Below are 18,176 nucleotides of genomic sequence, written 5' to 3'. Positions count from 1 at the left end.
GGCGTCAGCCGACGCGGACCGCCGAGGAGGCGATGGCGGACATGCCCGAGGGGGCCGTGGGAGCGAGCGGCTTGGTGGGCAGGCTGGTCGGCATGTCGGTGGGCGCCGGGGTGGGCACACCGGTCGGGACGTCGGTCGGGATGCTCGTCGGCAGATCCGTCGGGAGGTTGGTCGGGATCTCGGTCGGCAGGCCCGTGGGGATCTCGGTCGGCAGGCCCGTCGGGACGTCGGTGGGCTGGGGGGCCGGGGTGGCGGTGCCCGTGGGGTTGGGCTGGGGGGCCGGCTGGAAGGGGCCCTTGGGCTTCTCGCACCAGGGGATCGGGACCCACAGCGCCTTGATGACCAGACCGTCGTCGGTGCGGCAGGTCTTGACGACCTTGGTGGCCACGGCGATGGCACCCAGGACGGCACCGATGATGGCGGAGGCCTCGGGGGCGATGACCACACCGATGGCGGCGAGCAGGGACAGGAGCTTGCTGACGTCCTGGGTCTTCTCCAGGCCCATGACCAGCTGGTCGGCGGCGACCTTGTCGAGCGTGAAGGTCATGCCCCACCAGGACGCCTGGAAGGTGGCGTGCTCACCCATGGGGAGCACCTTGCTCGCCGTGCCGTCCTTGACGGCCTGGGTGCCCATGACCTGCTGGCGGTTGTAGCCGTGCATCTGCAGCTCGCGACGCTGCTTGTCGATGAGGATGTTGGCCTTGGTGACGGCGTTGGTGGCGGCCCAGGCGCGCTTGGCGTCGTCGAAGTAACGGGCCGCGGGGATGCTGGCCTTGAAGTGGCCGTCGGGCTGCAGCTTGATGAACTGGTTGTAGTCCTTGACGACGGACTCGTCCAGGTTGGCCACGTCGAAGGTGCCGGTGACGCGCTGGCCGGCGCCGAAGGCGGAGGTACGGACAGCGGTGAGGCCGGACGCCTTCGGGGCGGTGGGCTCGCCCGCGGCGGGCGCGGCGGAGGCGACGGACATGGGGGCGAGCGAGACGGTGAGCGCGGTGGCAACACCGGCCGCGATCAGGGGGGTGCGCATGGGTCGGACTCCTAGAGGGTCGGGACGACGACAGCGGACGACGGCGCCCGCATGGGTGAACCCCACCAGAAGCCCCACGCCCTGCGCTACCCCCCGGTAGTCGCGGTCCTTCGCCGTTGACCTGCGATGTCACGCTCTGGTTTCGACTGTATGCAGCCTGCATCGGCCGCCTGGCGATAAGGAACTCTCCGTGTCAATGTCTAGACAAGGCGTCATATATGAACGATCCATGCGGATAAATATTCACTTGTGATCTTCGTCACTTGGATCCGTGACGAGGCACGGCGGGGCGCTCAGCAGCGCCCGTCGGCCCGGGCCGGGCCGGGCAGCCTCGGCCTGACCTCCATCTGCTCCAGCGCCGCCCCCTTGGTCTCGGGCATCGCCCGCAGCACCCGGGCCAGCTGACCGACCAGGCAGAGGAAGAAGATCGCGAAGGCCACGCCGCCGCCGAGGGCGCCGATGACCGGCGGGAAGAAGGTGGAGGTCAGCCAGGCGAAGATCCAGTGCGTCAACGACCCGACGACGGGCCCCGCCCGCGGTTGCGTTTGGGGAAGATCTCGCAGAAGAACATCACCCCGGACAGGAAGCCCAGGGAGATCAGGTAGCCGACCGACCCCGCGAGCATCAGGCGGCGTCGCCCGAAGCGGTCGATGACGGTCAGGGCCGCCATCGTGGCGACGAGGTTCATGAGGCCCACGGCGACCGACATCAGGTGGGTCGCGTCCGTGCTCGCCCCGGCCTTCCTCATCACCTCGGGGGCGTAGCAGAGGATCGCGTCGATCCCGGACATCTGGGTGCACATCGCGATGGTCAGAGCCGGCAGGGTGACCGAGCGGTGCTGGCGCCGCAAGAACGGCACGTCGGGGTCGTTGGTCGCCGGGGCGAGAGAGTCGTGGATCTCCTGCACCTGCAGGTGGGCCTCCTCGGGGCTCCGGGTCAGTCGGCCGACGACCTCCCGCGCCTGCTCCTCTCGCCCGTGGGCCATCAGCCACCGAGGGGTCTGCGGGACGGTGGCCGGCATCAGCAGGAACACTGCGGCGGCACCGCCATGACCCCGAACATCCAGCGCCAGTCGGTGGCCTCGTCGTTGACCCGGAGGCGGACGACGTAGTTCGACAGGTAGGCAGGCCGGATGCCGAGGACGATGTGGAACTGCACCAGCCCGACGAGGCGGCCTCGCACCCGGGCCGGGGCGATCCCGGCGGGGCAGATCGGCGCGCACACCGACGCGGTGCCCACGCCGATGCCGCCGAGGAAGCAGAAGACCGAGAAGCTCACGACGCCGGACACGTGGGCCGAGCCCAGCGCGCCGACGACATACAAGGACGCCGATCGCGAAGAGCACCTTCCTGCGACCGTGGCGGTCGGCCGGAGTGCCCGCGGTGAGGGCACCCAGGATGGTGCCCAGCAGCGCCACGCCCACCGCTACCCCGGGCGCGGTGTCCGAGAGCGCGAGCTGGGTCTCGAGGGCGTCGGTCGTGCCCGAGATGACGACCGTGTCGACGCCGAAGACGCGTCCGCCGAGGGAGGCGACCGGGGGCTGCGGATCACGAGAGGCTTCGTCTGCCCAGGCTGCGCCGTCAGACGCCGGGCCGCACCCTGAGACCGTCGTGGCACGACGGCCTCGGCGTTCTCGTGACCTGCCGGGCCGTAGGCCGAGAGGCGGCTCGAGCCCCGGCCAGGGCCGTGGATCGTGACGGCTTCAGGGGCGCAGGGCCCACATCGCCACGGCCGAGGCCGCCGCGACGTTGAGCGAGTCCACTCCCCCGGCCATCGGGATCCGCACGACCGTGTCGACCGAGGCCACTGTCCGGTCCGACAGTCCGTCGCCCTCGGTGCCGAGCACCACCGCGAGCCGCGGGGGCGGGTCGGCGGCCAGCTCGTCCAGGCTCACGGAGTCCGCGGACAGCGCCATCGCCGCGACGTGGAAGCCGTGCTCCCGCAGCAGGTCCACACCCCCGGGCCAGGGGTCGATCCGGGTCCAGGGGACCTGGAAGACCGTGCCCATCGACACCCGGATCGAGCGGCGGTAGAGCGGGTCGGCGCACCGCGGGGTGACCAGCACGGCGTCCACGCCCAGAGCCGCCGCCGACCGGAAGATCGCCCCCACGTTGGTGTGGTCGACGACGTCCTCGAGCACCGCGACCCGTCGGGCGCCGGCGAGCACGTCCGCCACCGCGGGCAGCTCGGGACGCTGCATCGCGGCGAGGGCGCCGCGGTGGAGCGTGAAGCCGGTCAGCTCGCGGATGATCGGGTGGGCGCCGACGTGGACCGGGATCCCCTGCGCCTCCGCGTCCTGGACCAGGTCGGCGAGGTCGGTGAGCCAGCGCTCGGCCATGAGGAAGGACCGCGGCCGGTGACCGGCAGCGAGGGCGCGGCGGATGACCTTCTCCGACTCGGCCATGTAGAGCCCGCGCTCCGGCTCCGAGCGGCGCCGCAGCGCGACGTCGGTGAGTCCCACGTAGTCGACGAGGGCGGGGTCGTCGGGGTCGGTGATCCAGGTCGGCATCCGCCAATCCTAGGGTCGACGGCAGACCGGGCCCGGAGCGCGCAGGGCGTGCGGACATCGGCATACCCACGCACGACGACACCCGGCCACCAGCTGGTGACCGGGTGTCGCTCGGTGCCGTATGCCGGGTCAGCGGCTGCCGGGCTCGATCCCGGGCCGCGCCTGACCGGTGCTGCCGCCCGGCAGCCCGTCGCCGGTGGGCTGCACCGCGGGCAGGGACTGCGTGGGAGCGGGCTCGCCCTCGCGCCGCGGCGCCACCTGGGCGGGGTCGACAGGCTGACCGCCGTGGAGCTCCCGCTCCGGCGCGGGGGTCTGGACGGTGTCCGTCATGTCCGCGGAGGTGAGGTCCGCGGCGCTGCTGCCGGCCGCCACCCGCCGGCTCAGGCCCCGGGTGCGGTCGTGGCCCTCCACCTCACGCTCGGTGGCCTCGGCCTGGCTGCGCGCCTCGCGCAGGGCCTCCGCGGGGTCCTGCAGCTGGGTGTCGCGGAAGGCGTCGTCGGGGCCGCCGGGCCTCGGGGTCCACGGGTCGGGGTCGGGAGTCCAGTCGCCACCCTCGCCCTTGTCGTTGCCACCCAGCGCCGACCCGATCCCCTTGAGGGCCTCGGTCAGCTCGGACGGGATGACCCACAGCTTGTTGGCATCGCCGCGGGCGAGCTGGGGCAGCACCTGGAGGTACTGGTAGGCCAGGAGCTTCTGGTCCGGCTTGCCGCGGTGGATCGCCTCGAAGACCTGGGAGATGGCTCGCGCCTGACCCTGCGCCTCCAGGATGCGGGCCTGGGCCGAGCCCTCGGCACGCAGGATCTGGGACTGCTTCTCACCCTCGGCGGTGAGGATCTGGGACTGCTTGACCCCCTCGGCCGTGAGGATCGCCGCGCGACGGTCGCGCTCGGCGCGCATCTGCTTCTCCATCGAGTCCTGCACCGAGTGCGGCGGGTCGATGGCCTTGAGCTCCACGCGGTTGACGCGGATGCCCCACTTGCCGGTGGCCTCGTCCAGCACCCCGCGCAGCTGGGCGTTGATCTGGTCGCGGCTGGTCAGCGTCTGCTCCAGGTCGAGCGAACCGATGACATTGCGCAGGGTCGTGACGGTGAGCTGCTCGATGCCCTGGATGAAGTTGGCGATCTCGTAGACCGCGGACTTGGCGTCGATCACGGAGTAGTAGATGACCGTGTCGATGGACACCACCAGGTTGTCGCTGGTGATCACCGGCTGCGGCGGGAAGGACACCACCTGCTCACGCAGGTCGATGTTGGCGCGCACCTTGTCGAAGAACGGCACCAGCATGTGGAAGCCGTCGTCGAGGGTGCGCGAGTAGGACCCGAGGCGCTCGATGATGAGCGCCGTCTGCTGGGGGACGATCTTGACGGTGCGCGCGATGAGGATCACCGCGAACGCCACCAGGAGCCCCAGGACGATGAGGGTTGCCATGGATCACGAGCCTTCCGGGGCCGACGGGTCGGTGACGACGACGGTGGCCCCCTCGATGGACACCACCCGGACCTCGTGGCCGGGCGGTATGGCGGGGTGGCCGGGCCGCGTGCGTGCGGTCCACACCTCGCCGGCGAGCTTGACCAGCCCGCTGGTGGCGGTGACGGTCTCGGTGACCAGCGCCGAACGCCCGATGTGGGCGGCGGTGCCGATGGTCCGGTCCGGGGTGACGGTCAGGTGCCGCTTGACCAGCGGCCGCACCGCGGCCAGCAGCACGATGGCCACGACCACCGCGATCACCACCTGGGCCGGGAACCCCAGGTGCGCCGCGGCGGCGACCGCCCCGGCCAGCGAACCCCCGGCGAGCATCAAGAAGAAGAAGTCGACGGTGGCGGCCTCGACGGCGCCGCAGATCAGCGCCAGCCCCACCCAGCCCAGCCATCCGTTGTCGGCGAACCACTCCATGCCTGCCCCTCCTGCTCTGCGGACGGGAGCGGGTCCCGTCTCGCACCTGGGACGTCACCGGGCCGCCTCAGGTTTCCTGCGTCATGCCCTCGCGCGCGCCGCCCAGCGGTCGCCGTGCTGCTCGAGCACCAGGTCCAGCCCGAAGGTGTCGGACAGGGCGGTCTCGGTGAGGGTGATCTCGATCGGGCCGGCGGCCACGACCGTCCCGTCCCGGAGCAGCAGGACGTCGGTGAACCCGGGCGGGATCTCCTCCACGTGGTGGGTGACCAGGACCAGCGCGGGTGCCGTCACGTCCTGCGCGATCCGACCCAGGCGGCGCACCAGGTCCTCGCGCCCGCCCAGGTCGAGCCCGGCCGCCGGCTCGTCCAGGAGCATCAGCTCGGGGTCGGTCATCAGGGCCCGGGCGATCTGCACGCGCTTGCGCTCCCCCTCGGACAGGGTGCCGAAGGTGCGCGACGCCAGGTGCCCCACCCCCAGGGCGGTCAGCAGCTCGTCGGCGCGATCCTCGTCCAGCTGGTCGTAGCTCTCCCGCCAGCGACCGATCATGGCGTAGGACGCGGTCAGCACCACGTCCCGGACCCGCTCGTCGCCGGGGATCTGCTCGGCGGTCAGCGCGCTCGCCAGCCCGATGCGGGGGCGCAGCTCGAAGACGTCGACCCGCCCGAGGGTCTCGCCGAGCACCGTGGCCCGCCCGCTGCTCGGGTGCAGGCGCGCCGCGGCCAGCTGCAGCAGCGTGGACTTGCCGGCACCGTTGGGGCCCAGCACGACCCAGCGCTGCCCCTCCTCGACCTCCCAGTCGATCCCCTCGACCAGCGTGGTGTCGCCCCGTCGGACCGTGACATCGTCGAACTCGAGGACATCGCTCATGGCCCGACCCTATCCCCCGCCCCGGTGCCTAGGATGATCCCGATGTCCGAGCTGCCCCTGTCGTGTCGCCTCGCCCTGTGGGTGACGAGCGCGTATGCCGGAAAGACCTCGCTGGAGCGGGCGATCGTCGCGGCGGCGGCCGACCTGGACCGGATGACCGGCGCCGAGGCCGTCCGGGACTGGGGCGAGCTCGGCGAGCGGGTCGTCGTGGTCTCGTTGCCCCGCGCCGGTGCCGTCGCCTCGGTCCCGCGCGGCAACCCCACGCTCGTGGGCGCCGCCACAGAGGCGGGCGAGCTGGTCTGCTCCCCCGCCCTCGGGGCCGCGCTGGTGCCGACACTCGCGCCCTACGGACCGCCCGGCGACCAGGGCTGGGCGGCGTCGTTCACGGCATACGACTGCGACCCGATCCCCACCCACCGGCTGGAGATGCTGTCGGTGCGCGAGGCCGAGCGCACCCTGCAGGGCGAGATCGCCCAGGTGGCAGAGGTGCTCGCCGACCTGGGGCCGGTGTGGGGCGACGCTGCCCGCGACGCCGCGGACGCCGCGCTGGGATCGCCCCGCTGGGGTCTGCCCGACGGGCTGCCCGGGCGCGGCGTGCAGCTGATGACGCTGGCCGCCACGGTGGGGCGGATCGCCGACCTCGGGCTGGGGGCGAGCGACCCCTCGCTGGTGAACGACCACGCGGTGCGGCGACGTTCGGCGCTGCAGGGGCTGCAACGGGCGGCCGACGAGGCCCTGGAGACCGCCACCACCGTGTGCGCCCTCGCGGTGGCGGGCTACCTCCCGGCCGACCGCCTGCCCTGACCGATCACGTCGCCCGTCGGACCTCATGTCGCCCGTCGGACCTCACGTCGGCCCGTCGGACCTCTGGTCGGGCCAGCGGCGTGGGCGCCCGAGTGATAGAGGTCGGCGAATACTGGCTGGGAGAGCGCGATCTCGGTGGCTACGGTGAGGGGCATGAGCATCACCGTGGACGACTGGCGCGCCCTCGCCCGCAGCGCCCCCTGGCTGTGGCAGACCCTGCGATGCGTGGTCACCCCGGCGCCGGGCGACGAGTTCGAGGGACACACCGAGCCGATCCGGGTGTGGACCGGGCGTGAGGCCGGGCTGCGGGTCGAGTCCCTGCAGGGGCGGGTGCACCAGGTGAATCGCCGGTCCGGGCACCCCCTGCCCACTCGATTCAGCACGGAGCCCGTGCTCGACGGTCCGCCGCCGCGGGGATGTCTGCCGGGGGTCTACGTCGAGCAGCCGCGCACTGCGGCGCGGCAGGCGCTATACGAGCGGGAGCAGGTCGAGCTGGCGGCGGAGCGGGAGTCGCGGCTCGCCGCGGTGGTGCGTCGGCCCGACGGGCTGGTGGCGGACCGGGTGGACACCCACCGCGACCTGGACGTCTGCCTGATCTCGTCATACCTCTGGGTCGCCGTCATGGACCCGCACGAGCTGACGGACGGGTGCGACCCGGAGGACATGGTCGACCGGCACGGCACGCGGGTCGAGGACGTCCGCGTGCTGGAGCACCGGGGGCGGGAGACCTGGGCGGCGACGGTGATCCCGCTCGACGGCTACGACCCGCACTGCTCCTGCTGCCCGCTCCTGCCCGGGCGTGCCGCGGCGGAGCTGATGGTGCGCACCGGTGAGCTGGACGAGCCGGACCCGCAGGGGGCGACGCGCTTCGAGGTGTGGCTCGACCGCGCCACGGGGGTCGTGGTGCGGCTGCGGGCCCTGGACGGACGGCAGGAGGGCGACGGCTTCGACCTGGAGATCGAGGCGGTCGACGAGCCCCTCCCCTGAGACCTACCGGGGGCGGTCGGATTCGCCTGGGCGACGTGAGCAGGCGGATCCGACTACCGGCGGTAGGTCAGTGGTGGGTGAGGACCTGCTCGTACACCGCCATCGTCTTGTCGCCGATCGCGCGCCAGGAGAAGTGCTCGACGGCCCGGCGCCGACCCGCGCGCCCCCTCTCACGGGCGCGCTCCACGTCCGAGACCGCCTCGGTCAGGGCGGCGGCGAGGTCGGTCACGAAGGTCTCCTCGTCGAGCGGCGTCCCCGAGCCGTCCTGCACCTGCTCGACGGGCACCAGCCAACCGGTCTCGCCGTCCACGACGACCTCGGGGATCCCGCCGGTGGCGGTGGCGACGACCGCGGCCTCGCAGGCCATCGCCTCGAGGTTGACGATGCCCAGCGGCTCGTAGATCGACGGGCACGCGAACACCGTGCACGCCGTCTCCAGCGCCACGATCTCGTGCCGCGGCAGGTGCTCGGCGATCCACACGACGCCGTCACGGCGGGTCTTGAGGTCGTCGATCAGCGCGGTGACCTCGGCCTTGATCTGCGGGGTGTCCGGCGCGCCGGCGGCCAGCACCAGCTGCACGCCCTCGGGCAGCCGCGCGGCGGCCTTGATGAGATAGGGCAGACCCTTCTGCCGGGTGATCCGCCCGACGAAGCACACGAAGGGCTTGTCGGGGTCGATGCCGTACTTCGCGAGCACGGCCGGGTCGGCGGCGGGCTTCCAGTCCCCGGCGTCGATCCCGTTGTGCACGACGTGGACCCGCTCGGGGTCCAGCGAGGGGTAGCAGCGCAGGATGTCGGCGCGCATCCCGGCGGACACGGCGATCACCGCCGCGGCGCCCTCGTAGGCCGACCGCTCCACGAACGACGACAGCGCGTAGCCGCCGCCGAGCTGTTCGGCCTTCCACGGCCGCAACGGCTCGAGGGAGTGCGCCGAGACGACGTGCGGTATGCCGTGCAGCAGGCCCGCGGCGTGCCCGGCGAAGTTGGCGTACCAGGTGTGCGAGTGCACCAGGTCGGCGCCCGCCACGTCGGCGGCGATCCGCAGGTCGGTGCCCATGGTCACCAGGGCCGCGTTGGCGCCCGCCAGCTCGGACAGGTCGTCATACCCCGTGGTGCCCTGCTCCTCGCGGGCCCCGCCGAAGCACCTGACCCGCACGTCGACGTCGCCCCGGGTCCGCAGGGCGCGGGCCAGCTCGGTGACGTGCACGCCTGCCCCGCCGTAGACCTGCGGGGGATATTCCTTGCTCACGATGTCTACTCGCACGGGACGAACCTAGCCGTAGCCGGGTCCGATCGCGCGCCCAGGGGGTCAGCCGTCGCCCTGTCCAGGGCTGCCGAATAGGCTGACGTCATGTCCAACCGTCGCGGTCACAAGAAGGTCCTTGCCATCGTCCTCGCCGGCGGTGAGGGCAAGCGCCTGATGCCCCTCACCGCCGACCGAGCCAAGCCGGCCGTCCCCTTCGGCGGGTCCTACCGCCTCATCGACTTCGCGCTGTCCAACGTCGTCAACAGCGGCTACCTCAAGGTCGTCGTGCTGACGCAGTACAAGTCGCACAGCCTGGACCGTCACGTCGCCCAGACCTGGACGATGTCGACCATGCTGGGCAATTACGTCACCAACGTCCCCGCCCAGCAGCGGATCGGCAAGGAGTGGTACCGCGGCAGCGCCGACGCGATCTACCAGTCCCTCAACCTGATCCGCGACGAGGACCCGGACGTCGTGGTCGTGGTCGGCGCGGACCACGTCTACCGCATGGACTTCTCGCAGATGGTGGCCCAGCACGTCGACACCGGCGCGGCGTGCACGGTCGCGGCGATCCGGCAGCCGATCGAGCTGGCCGACCAGTTCGGGGTCATCGACGTCGACCCGCAGGACCCGCGGGTCATCCGCGAGTTCCTGGAGAAGCCGCAGAACCCCGTCGGCCTGCCCGACGCCCCGCACGAGGTGCTGGCCTCCATGGGCAACTACGTGTTCAGCACCGCCGCCCTCGTCGAGGCGCTGCACACGGACGTCGAGCGCGAGGACACCAAGCACGACATGGGCGGCGACATCGTCCCGGCCTTCGTCGACCAGGGCTCGGCGTGCGTCTACGACTTCAAGGACAACGACGTCCCCGGCACCACCGAGCGCGACCACGGCTACTGGCGCGACGTCGGCACCATGGACTCCTACTACGACGCGCACATGGAGCTGTGCTCGCTCGATCCGGTCTTCAACCTCTACAACAACGAGTGGCCGCTGTTCACGCACATGCCGTCGATGCCGCCGGCCAAGTTCGTGACCGGTATGGCGTCGCGCGCCGCCCAGGTCACCAACTCCATGGTCTGCGCAGGCAGCATCGTGTCCGGGGCGGAGGTGTCCACGTCGGTGCTGTCCCCCGGCGTCCGGGTGAACTCCTACGCCACCGTGGAGGCCTCGGTGCTCCTGGACGGGGTGCGCGTCAACCGCAACGCGACCGTCCACCGGGCCATCCTGGACAAGGGGGTCGTCGTCCCGCAGGGAGTCATGGTCGGCGTCGACAAGGACCACGACCGTCGCCGCGGCCTCTACGTCACGGACTCCGGGATCACCGTGGTGGGCAAGGGGGTCCACGTCCCCCAGTGACCTGATGCCTGCCGTTCCTGCCGGTCGCCCCGGTCGGACCGGCGGGTATGCCGCAGGCAGACGCACGCATCGCGGACAGCCCGTCGCCCCCGCGGCGGGCTGTCCGTATCGTGACGCGGGTGACCTCCCCCGACCTGCCCGCCGGCGTGCTGCTGCGCGACCGCGCCGCCGTCGACCGGACCCGCGCCGCGCTGCGCGAGGGACCGATGCTGCTGGTCAGCGACATGGACTCGACGCTCGTCCAGGACGAGGTCATCGAGCTGGTCGCCCGGCACGCGGGCACCGAGGCCGAGGTGGCCGCGGTCACGGCGGCGGCGATGCGCGGCGAGCTGGACTTCGCCGCGAGCCTGCACGCCCGGGTCGCGACGCTGGCGGGGCTGGAGGCGGCGGTGGTCGACCAGGTGCGGGCCGAGGTGCGGGTGACGCCGGGCGCCCGGGAGCTCGTCGCCGCGGTGCACGCGGCGGGCGGGGTCGTCGCGGTGGTGTCCGGGGGCTTCCTGGAGGTGGTGCAGCCGCTGGCCGACACGCTCGGCCTGGACCACGCCCACGCCAACCGGCTGGAGGTGGCGGACGGGCGGCTCACCGGTCGCGTGCTCGGGGACGTGGTGGACCGGGCGGCCAAGGCGCGGATGCTGCGGACCTGGGCGCAGCGGCACGGCATACCGCCGGAGCGGACGGTCGGGGTCGGCGACGGGGCCAACGACCTCGACCTGCTCGCGGCCGCCGGCCTCGGGGTGGCCTACGCTGCCAGGCCGGCCCTCGCCGAGCGCGCCGACGTGTGCCTGCCGGGGCCGCGGCTGGACGACCTGCTGCCGGTCCTCGGGCTGCCCGCCGGGTGAGACCAGGCGGGTGAGGGTCGTCTCATCCCGCGGCGCGGCGGGGCGGGGGCCTCGTTCGTGCGCCCTACTGTGGACGCTGCCCGTCCCCTCCGACACCGGGAGCTGATCTGCGCATGTCCGCCCAGCCGGATGCCGTCACCCATCGCTCGCTGCTCGTCATCGGCGGGGCCGAGGACAAGATGGGACGGGCGACCGTGCTCCGCCGGTTCGTGCGGCTCGCCGGGGCCGACGCGGCCCGGATCGTGGTGATCCCCTCGGCGTCCTCCTTCGCCGACGAGGCCAGCGAGGTGTATGCCGACGTGTTCGGGCGGCTCGGGGCGAGTGACACCACCGCCGTCGACGTGCAGACCCGCGCCGAGGCCGACCGCACCGGCGAGGGGTCACCCGCCGAGATCATCGACCGGGCCACCGGCGTCTTCATGACCGGCGGCAACCAGCTCAAGCTCGCCCAGCTCGTGGGCGGCACCGAGATGCACCGGGCCATCACCCGGGCCTACGAGCGGGGCGCCGTGATCGCCGGCACCTCGGCGGGCGCCTCGATCATGAGCCGGTTCATGATCTCGATGGGCGACGAGGGCATCACCCCGCGGCAGCGGTCCAGCCAGCTCACCGCGGGCTTCGACCTGCTGGCGGACGTCATCGTCGACCAGCACTTCGCGCAGCGGACGCGCTACGGCCGGCTGCTCTCCCTCGTCGCGGGCTCCCCCGCGCTGCTCGGCATGGGCATCGACGAGGACACCGCGGCCGAGATCACCGACGGTCGCACCCTCACCGTGATCGGGGCCGGCGGGGTCTTCATCGCCGACGCCCGTCGGGCCGTCACCGACGCCTACGAGGCGGCCGAGGACGCGCCCTTGCTGGTCAGCGGCGCCGTCGTGCACACGCTGCCCGCGGGGTCGACCTTCGACCTGCAGACGGCCACGCTCGTGTCCTTCTCCGAGATGCACCCCGACGTCGACGTGCGCCGCTCCGCGCGGGAGCACCCCGACGGCACCCGACCGGTGGCCTGAGACAGGCTCCCCCGCCATACGGCCTGGTCCGGACACGCTTGAGCCGCAAGCAGATCCGAGGCGTCGTGGGTCGGGCGGCACGCCTCCGGCCGGCCACGGGTCCGTCCTGGATCCGGGCGGGTCGGTCGCGTGGTCCGGGCGGCGCTACGGTGGTCCTCCACACCCGACACGGAGGCCTCGATGGATCGCGCCCGCCCCACCCCTTCGGCACCTGCCCGCCCCGAGCTCCGGGTCGTCTCGCAGCGTGTCTATCGCGGGCCCAACGTCTGGTCCTACGACCAGGCCGTGCACCTCGTCGTCGACCTCGGCGTCCTGGAGGAGTACCCCACCGACCTGCTCCCCGGCTTCACCGAGCGGCTGGTGGAGCTGCTCCCCGGCCTGCAGCACCACACCTGCTCGGTCGGCACGCCCGGCGGCTTCGTCACGCGGATGACCGACGGCACCTGGCTCGGCCACGTCACCGAGCACGTGGCGCTGCAGCTGCAGCAGGAGGCCGGGCACGACCTGCGCCGTGGGAAGACCCGGTCGGTGCGCGGCAGGCGGGGGCAGTACAACATCATCCTCGGCTACCTGGACGAGACGGTCGCCCTCGCCGCGTGCGCCCTGGCCGTGCGGCTCGTCAACCACCTCGTCCAGGCGGAGGAGGGCTTCGACTTCGCCGAGGAGCTGGAAGGCTTCCTGCGCGTGGCGCAGCGCCAGGCCTTCGGCCCGTCCACGATGGCGATCCTGGAGGAGGCCGTCTCCCGCGACATCCCCTGGCAGCGGCTCAACCGCGGCTCGCTGGTCCAGCTCGGCCAGGGCGTGCACGCCAAGCGCTTCCGGGCAACGATGACCGGACTCACCAGCGCCCTGGCCGTGGACATCGCCTCCGACAAGGACCTGACCGGGCAGCTGCTCGCGTCGGCCGGTCTGCCGGTGCCGAAGGCCGAGCTGGTCGGCGACGTGGAGGCGGCCGTCGAGGCGGCCCGCGGCATCGGCTATCCCGTCGTCGTCAAGCCGCTGGACGGCAACCACGGCCGCGGTGTCTGCCTGGACCTGCGTGACGAGGCCGCGGTGCGCGACGCCTACCCCGTCGCCGAGCGCGAGTCCCGGCGCGGTCAGGTCCTCGTCGAATCGTTCGTGACCGGCAAGGACTACCGGTGCCTGATCATCGGTGGCCGGATGCAGGCCATCGCCGAGCGGGTCCCCGCCCACGTCGTCGGGGACGGCGAGCACACCGTGGCCGAGCTGGTGGAGGCCACCAACGCCGACCCCCGCCGCGGCGTCGGCCACGAGAAGGTGCTCACCAAGATCAAGGTCGACGACGCCGCCGTCGCGCTGGTGCGCGCCCAGGGCCACGAGATGGACTCGGTCCCGGCCCGCGACGAGACGGTCAGGCTCGCGCTCACCGCGAACATGTCCACCGGTGGCATCTCCATCGACCGCACCTGGGACGCCCACCCCGACAACGTCGACATCGCCGAGGAGGCCGCCCGGGTCATCGGGCTCGACGTCGCCGGCATCGACTTCATCTGCGCGGACATCACCGAGCCGGTGCGCGAGACCGGCGGAGCGATCTGCGAGGTCAACGCCGCCCCCGGGTTCCGGATGCACACGCACCCGACGATCGGCGAGCCGCAGTTCATCGCCAAGCCCGTCGTGGACCTGCTCTTCCCTCCCGGATCGCCGTCGCGGGTGCCGATCATCGCCGTCACCGGCACCAACGGCAAGACCACCACGAGCCGGATGATCGCCCACATCTTCAAGGGGCTGGGACGCAAGGTCGGGATGACCTCGACCGACGGCGTCGTCATCGACGAGCGGCTGGTCATCAAGGCGGACGCGTCCGGTCCGCGGTCGGCGCGGATGGTGCTGCAGAACCCGCGCGTCGACCTGGCCGTGATGGAGGTCGCGCGCGGCGGCATCCTGCGCGAGGGTCTCGGCTACGACCGCAACGAGGTCGCGGTCGTCACCAACATCGCCAACGACCACCTCGGCATGAAGGGGATCGACACCCTCGAGCAGCTCGCCGCGGTCAAGCGGGTCGTCGTCGAGGCGGTCCCCCGCGACGGGTTCGCCGTCCTCAACGCCGACGACCCGCACGTGCGCGCCATGCGCCGGCGGTGCTCCGGCTCGATCGTGTGGTTCTCGCTGGCCGCTCCCGGGTCGCCGGAGCGCACCATGATCGACGAGCACTGCCGCCGGGGTGGTCGCGCCGTCGTGCTGGAGGAGACCGAGCGCGGCGAGATGATCGTCATCCGCCAGGGTCGCCGATCCATGCAGCTCGCCTTCACCCACCTGCTGCCCTCGACCTTCGAGGGCACCGCCCGGATGAACGTCGCCAACGCCCTGGCGGCCGCGGGGGCGGCCTTCGCCCTCGGCGCGCCGCTGCAAGAGATCCGCCAGGGCCTGCGCACGTTCACGACCTCCTACTACCTCTCCCCCGGCCGGATGAACCTGATGACCGTCCGCGGCGCGCAGGTGATCGTGGACTACTGTCACAACGCGGCCGGCATGCGGATGCTGGGTGACTTCGCCCAGCGGTACGCCGACCAGCTGCAGGAGCGCGCCCACCGCGGACCGGTCCGCCGCATCGGCATGGTGGCCACCGCCGGGGACCGCCGCGACGAGGACATCCGCGAGCTCGGCGAGGTCGCCGCGAGGTACTTCGACACGCTCCTGGTGCGCGACGACGACAACCTGCGACGGCGTGAGCCTGGTGAGCAGGCCGAGCTCGTCGCCCAGGGCATCCGGCAGGCCCAGGAGGCGGGCGCCGCCCGCTGCACGAGGGTGGAGATCATCCTGGACGAGAGGGTCGCCACCGACCGGGCCATGCAGCTCGCCCGCCCCGGCGACCTCGTCGTCCTGTGCGTCGACAAGCACGCCGGCGTCATGGAGCGGCTCGAGCAGCACACCAAGCAGGCCATCTCCCGCGGCGACAACGAGCAGGACGGTCCCGCCTACGACCCTGACTTCGTGCGCAGGGACGACGAGGTCGCGGCGGCCGGACCGGAGGGCGCCGGACGCGCCTGAGCAGCGGCATACCGCCTGGTGGGAGCGGGTCACCTCGACGGGGGTGGCCCGCTCCCGGCATCTGGGCGGCCCGGCTGACGTGCACCTCGTGAGCCGGGAGCGCGATGGCGGCACGTTGCGGGGTGCAAGACGTGCACTTCGTGAGCCGGGAGCGCGGTTGAACCACGTTCTGACGCCTAGAACGTGCACGTGTTGAGCCGGGAGCGCAGAAGGCTTGCGCGGAGGTGACGCGGCGGGAGCCGGATGGCGGTCAGACGGCAGAGGGGGCGGCCGCGCGGAGCTGCTCGACGCCGTGGTGCAGCGCGTCGCGGTAGAACTCGTCCTCCTCGGTCACCGACCGCCGCAGCAGCGCCTCGACCAGGTTGCCGACAGCCGCCTCCGGCATACCGGCCTGGAGCTGGGCGAGGGCGAGCAGCGCGACGTAGGCGCCTGTGTCCTGCCGTCGGGGGTCGACGGTGGCGAGCAGCGTGATCGCGTCCTGGGGCCGGCCGAGCCGTTGCAGCGAGGAGGCCTCGTTGATGATGGCGCGGGTGGCCTGGGGCTCGTCGAGGCCGACAGCACGGGCGCGGTGGAACAGGTCGATGGCCTCCTCGCGCTCGCCGGCGCTCTCGCGGTAGGTCCCGAGCTCGAAGAGGAGGCGCCCGTCGTCGGGCGTGGCGGCGAGCAGCTCCTCGACCCGGTGGGCCTTGGCGGCGGGGGCCATCTCGGGGTCCACCCGCAGGGCACGCAGCGCGTCCTCGTGCTCGTGCTCCCCGCGGGCCCGGCGGACCTTGGCGCGGGTGGCGGCGGGGGTGTCCGGGCGGCCGCCGTGGTCGCGCAGCCAGGCGTCGAGGCCGGTCCAGTCGGCGTGGGTCATGATGGCGACCACGTCGCCGGGCCCGGCCTGCGGGAGGATCCCCTGCAGCCCGTCGAGCTCTTCGGGATAGGAGTCGACCTCGGCGACGCCGACGCGGGCCAGCCCGATGCGCAGGTGCTCCTCGAGGTCCTCGCGGGTGCGATCGCGCAGGTAGTGCTCCTTGTGGACCACGTGGACGACGTCGGCGCTGGAGCCGGCCATGGCGCCCATGCTCTGCAGGATCTCGTCGGTGCGGTCGCCGCCGGTGCCGAGCCCGAGGTGGAAGCGGGCGCCGGGGCGGGTGAGTCCGCGGGCGACCTCGATGAGGGCCTGCAGCCCGTCCTCGTTGTGGGCCATGTCCAGGATGACGGTGGCGGTGCCGCCGGAGGCGACCTTGACGGTGTAGCAGTTGAGTCGGCCGGGATTGTGCTCCCCGTCGGGGGCGAAGCTGCGCAGGCCCTCGACGACGGCCTCGCGCGGCACCCCGAGACCGAGGGCGGTGGCGGTGGCGGCCAGCGCGTTGGCGGTGTTGTGCCGGGACAGCCCGGCGATGGTCATGGGCACGTCGGTGAGGGCGACGAGCCGGTCGACGTGGCCGTCGCGGTCCAGGACGGCGATGCCGTCGTCGAGCACGGTGATGCCGCGTCCGCCGTCGTCGACGGCCTCGCGCAGGGCCGGGGAGGAGGGGTCGAGGCTGAACGCCCAGGGCTTGGCCTCGGTGCCGGTGCGCATGGCCCACACCCGCGGGTCGTCGCCGTTCAGGACGGCCCAGCCACCGGGACGGGTGACCTTGGTGACGATGGCCTTGACCTCGGCGAGCTGGTCGACGGTGTCGATGCCCTGCATGCCGAGGTGGTCCGCGGTGACGTTGGTGACCACGGAGACGTCGTTGTGGGTGACGCCCATGCCCTTGAGCAGCATGCCGCCGCGCGCCGTCTCCAGGACGGCGAGCTCGAGCCCACGACTGCCGAGGACGGTGGCGGCGCCGGCCGGGCCGGAGAAGTCGCCTGCCTCGACGAGCTCCCCCTGCACGAACACCCCTGAGGTGCTGGACCATCCGGTGCGGATGCCCGCCGTCATGGCCATGTGCGCGACCAGGCGCGTGGTCGAGGTCTTGCCGTTGGTGCCGGTGATCGACGCGACGGGAACCTTGGGCGTGAGGGTGGTGTGCCGCTCCCCCGGCGCCGCGGCCGCGATCCGGTCCACGGCCTCCTCCAGCAGCTCGGCCGCCGTGTCCTCGTCGTCGACGAGCAGGGAGCGCAGGACCGGGCCGAGCTCCTCGGCCAGGGCGAGTCCCCGCCCGCGTCGTTGCCACGGGAAGGCGACGACGATCTCCTCGGGGCTGTTGCCGGGGCGGGTCTTGGTGGCCAGTCCGCGTATGCCGGCGCCTGCGGCGAGGCGCCGCACCAGCCGCCGGACGAGTCGCTGCGCCACCTGCTGACGTTCGAGGGTGTGGGCGCGTCCGGGGTCGGCCTGGCGCAGGCCGAGGCGGGCGGCCAGCGCGCGCGCCCGGGGCCGGTGCAGCTCGAGGACGCCGGGCACCTCCAGGACGACCTTGACGGCCGGACGCGGGAAGTAGAGGTTGGGGCCCTCGAGCACGCGGACCTCGGTCACCGTGATCGGCGGCGACGCGTCGTGAGTCATGCGCCCCACCATAAGGGTTGCCCCGCACGACGGCGCCTGCCCGGCGCCGCCTCCCGGCATACGGACTGGTGGCCCCCGAAATCCCCTCGGCGAGCAGCCCGCCGGGGGCTACGATCGGTCTCGTGATCCTCTCCTGACGTCGAG

At 72.7% G+C, this 18,176-nt stretch carries 16 protein-coding genes and 1 pseudogene; 6 read left to right on the top strand and 11 right to left on the bottom strand.

Annotated elements, in window-relative coordinates; translation table 11 throughout:
- Positions 1-4: 4 nt before the first annotated feature.
- The 9 genes and pseudogenes from ACK2IS_RS08495 to ACK2IS_RS08455 all read right to left on the bottom strand — a co-directional run bounded on the left by ACK2IS_RS08495 (position 5) and on the right by ACK2IS_RS08455 (position 6,296).
- Positions 5-1,027 carry a hypothetical protein gene (locus ACK2IS_RS08495; RefSeq protein WP_409482909.1) on the bottom strand — a complete coding sequence of 341 codons (1,023 nt, stop codon included), beginning with the start codon at positions 1,025-1,027 and terminating at the stop codon, positions 5-7.
- Positions 1,028-1,320: 293 nt separating this feature from the next.
- Complete coding sequence (locus tag ACK2IS_RS08490; protein ID WP_409482908.1) at positions 1,321-1,539, bottom strand: MFS transporter; 219 nt, start codon at positions 1,537-1,539, stop codon at positions 1,321-1,323.
- Complete coding sequence (locus ACK2IS_RS08485) at positions 1,536-2,048, bottom strand: MFS transporter (RefSeq protein ID WP_409482907.1); 513 nt, start codon at positions 2,046-2,048, stop codon at positions 1,536-1,538. Before ACK2IS_RS08485 ends, ACK2IS_RS08490 begins: the two co-directional genes overlap by 4 nt.
- A complete protein-coding gene (locus ACK2IS_RS08480) occupies positions 2,048-2,350 on the bottom strand; it encodes an MFS transporter (protein WP_409482906.1) in 303 nt (100 codons plus the stop codon). The genes ACK2IS_RS08485 and ACK2IS_RS08480 overlap by 1 nt, the downstream gene beginning before the upstream one ends.
- A gap of 70 nt (positions 2,351-2,420) precedes the next feature.
- Positions 2,421-2,516: pseudogene (locus ACK2IS_RS08475) on the bottom strand (hypothetical protein); the annotation flags it as partial.
- 213 nt (positions 2,517-2,729) lie between these two features.
- Positions 2,730-3,536: a TrmH family RNA methyltransferase gene (locus ACK2IS_RS08470; protein ID WP_409482905.1), complete on the bottom strand. Its 807-nt coding sequence runs from the start codon at positions 3,534-3,536 to the stop codon at positions 2,730-2,732.
- Positions 3,537-3,665: 129 nt separating this feature from the next.
- On the bottom strand, positions 3,666-4,964 hold the full coding sequence (locus tag ACK2IS_RS08465; protein WP_409482904.1) for an SPFH domain-containing protein: 1,299 nt from the start codon (positions 4,962-4,964) through the stop codon (positions 3,666-3,668).
- A gap of 3 nt (positions 4,965-4,967) precedes the next feature.
- Complete coding sequence (locus ACK2IS_RS08460) at positions 4,968-5,429, bottom strand: NfeD family protein (RefSeq protein WP_409482903.1); 462 nt, start codon at positions 5,427-5,429, stop codon at positions 4,968-4,970.
- Between the two features lie 81 nt (positions 5,430-5,510).
- On the bottom strand, positions 5,511-6,296 hold the full coding sequence (locus ACK2IS_RS08455; protein WP_409482902.1) for an ABC transporter ATP-binding protein: 786 nt from the start codon (positions 6,294-6,296) through the stop codon (positions 5,511-5,513).
- 42 nt (positions 6,297-6,338) lie between these two features.
- Here ACK2IS_RS08455 and ACK2IS_RS08450 point away from each other — a divergent pair, with 42 nt between their 5' ends.
- The gene (locus ACK2IS_RS08450) at positions 6,339-7,100 is read left to right on the top strand and encodes a hypothetical protein (protein WP_409482901.1); all 762 of its coding nucleotides are present in this window, start codon (positions 6,339-6,341) and stop codon (positions 7,098-7,100) included.
- A 153-nt stretch (positions 7,101-7,253) separates the two neighbouring features.
- Positions 7,254-8,087: a hypothetical protein gene (locus tag ACK2IS_RS08445; RefSeq protein ID WP_409482900.1), complete on the top strand. Its 834-nt coding sequence runs from the start codon at positions 7,254-7,256 to the stop codon at positions 8,085-8,087.
- A gap of 67 nt (positions 8,088-8,154) precedes the next feature.
- Here ACK2IS_RS08445 and glgA read toward each other — a convergent pair whose 3' ends face one another.
- A complete protein-coding gene (gene glgA, locus ACK2IS_RS08440; RefSeq protein ID WP_409482899.1) occupies positions 8,155-9,351 on the bottom strand; it encodes a glycogen synthase in 1,197 nt (398 codons plus the stop codon).
- A gap of 87 nt (positions 9,352-9,438) precedes the next feature.
- Between glgA and glgC the strand changes: the two genes are divergently transcribed.
- The 4 genes from glgC to cphA all read left to right on the top strand — a co-directional run bounded on the left by glgC (position 9,439) and on the right by cphA (position 15,553).
- Entirely contained in the window at positions 9,439-10,692 is a 1,254-nt protein-coding gene (gene glgC / locus ACK2IS_RS08435) for a glucose-1-phosphate adenylyltransferase (protein ID WP_409482898.1), read from the top strand.
- Positions 10,693-10,811: 119 nt separating this feature from the next.
- Positions 10,812-11,531, top strand: a complete 720-nt coding sequence (serB, locus tag ACK2IS_RS08430; RefSeq protein ID WP_409482897.1) for a phosphoserine phosphatase SerB — start codon at positions 10,812-10,814, stop codon at positions 11,529-11,531.
- A 113-nt stretch (positions 11,532-11,644) separates the two neighbouring features.
- Positions 11,645-12,541 (top strand): cyanophycinase, encoded by an 897-nt coding sequence (locus tag ACK2IS_RS08425; protein ID WP_409482896.1) that lies wholly within the window; start codon positions 11,645-11,647, stop codon positions 12,539-12,541.
- 180 nt (positions 12,542-12,721) lie between these two features.
- On the top strand, positions 12,722-15,553 hold the full coding sequence (gene cphA / locus ACK2IS_RS08420) for a cyanophycin synthetase (RefSeq protein ID WP_409482895.1): 2,832 nt from the start codon (positions 12,722-12,724) through the stop codon (positions 15,551-15,553).
- A 250-nt stretch (positions 15,554-15,803) separates the two neighbouring features.
- Here the strand turns inward: cphA and ACK2IS_RS08415 are convergent, their stop codons facing one another.
- Positions 15,804-18,032 (bottom strand): tetratricopeptide repeat protein, encoded by a 2,229-nt coding sequence (locus ACK2IS_RS08415; RefSeq protein ID WP_409482894.1) that lies wholly within the window; start codon positions 18,030-18,032, stop codon positions 15,804-15,806.
- Positions 18,033-18,176: the final 144 nt, after the last annotated feature.

This window comes from Arsenicicoccus dermatophilus (assembly GCF_046267915.1).
Classification (GTDB): Bacteria; Actinomycetota; Actinomycetes; order Actinomycetales; family Dermatophilaceae; genus Arsenicicoccus; species Arsenicicoccus dermatophilus_A.
Note: the sequence above shows the minus strand (reverse complement) of the source record. Positions and strands in the feature narration are given on the sequence as shown.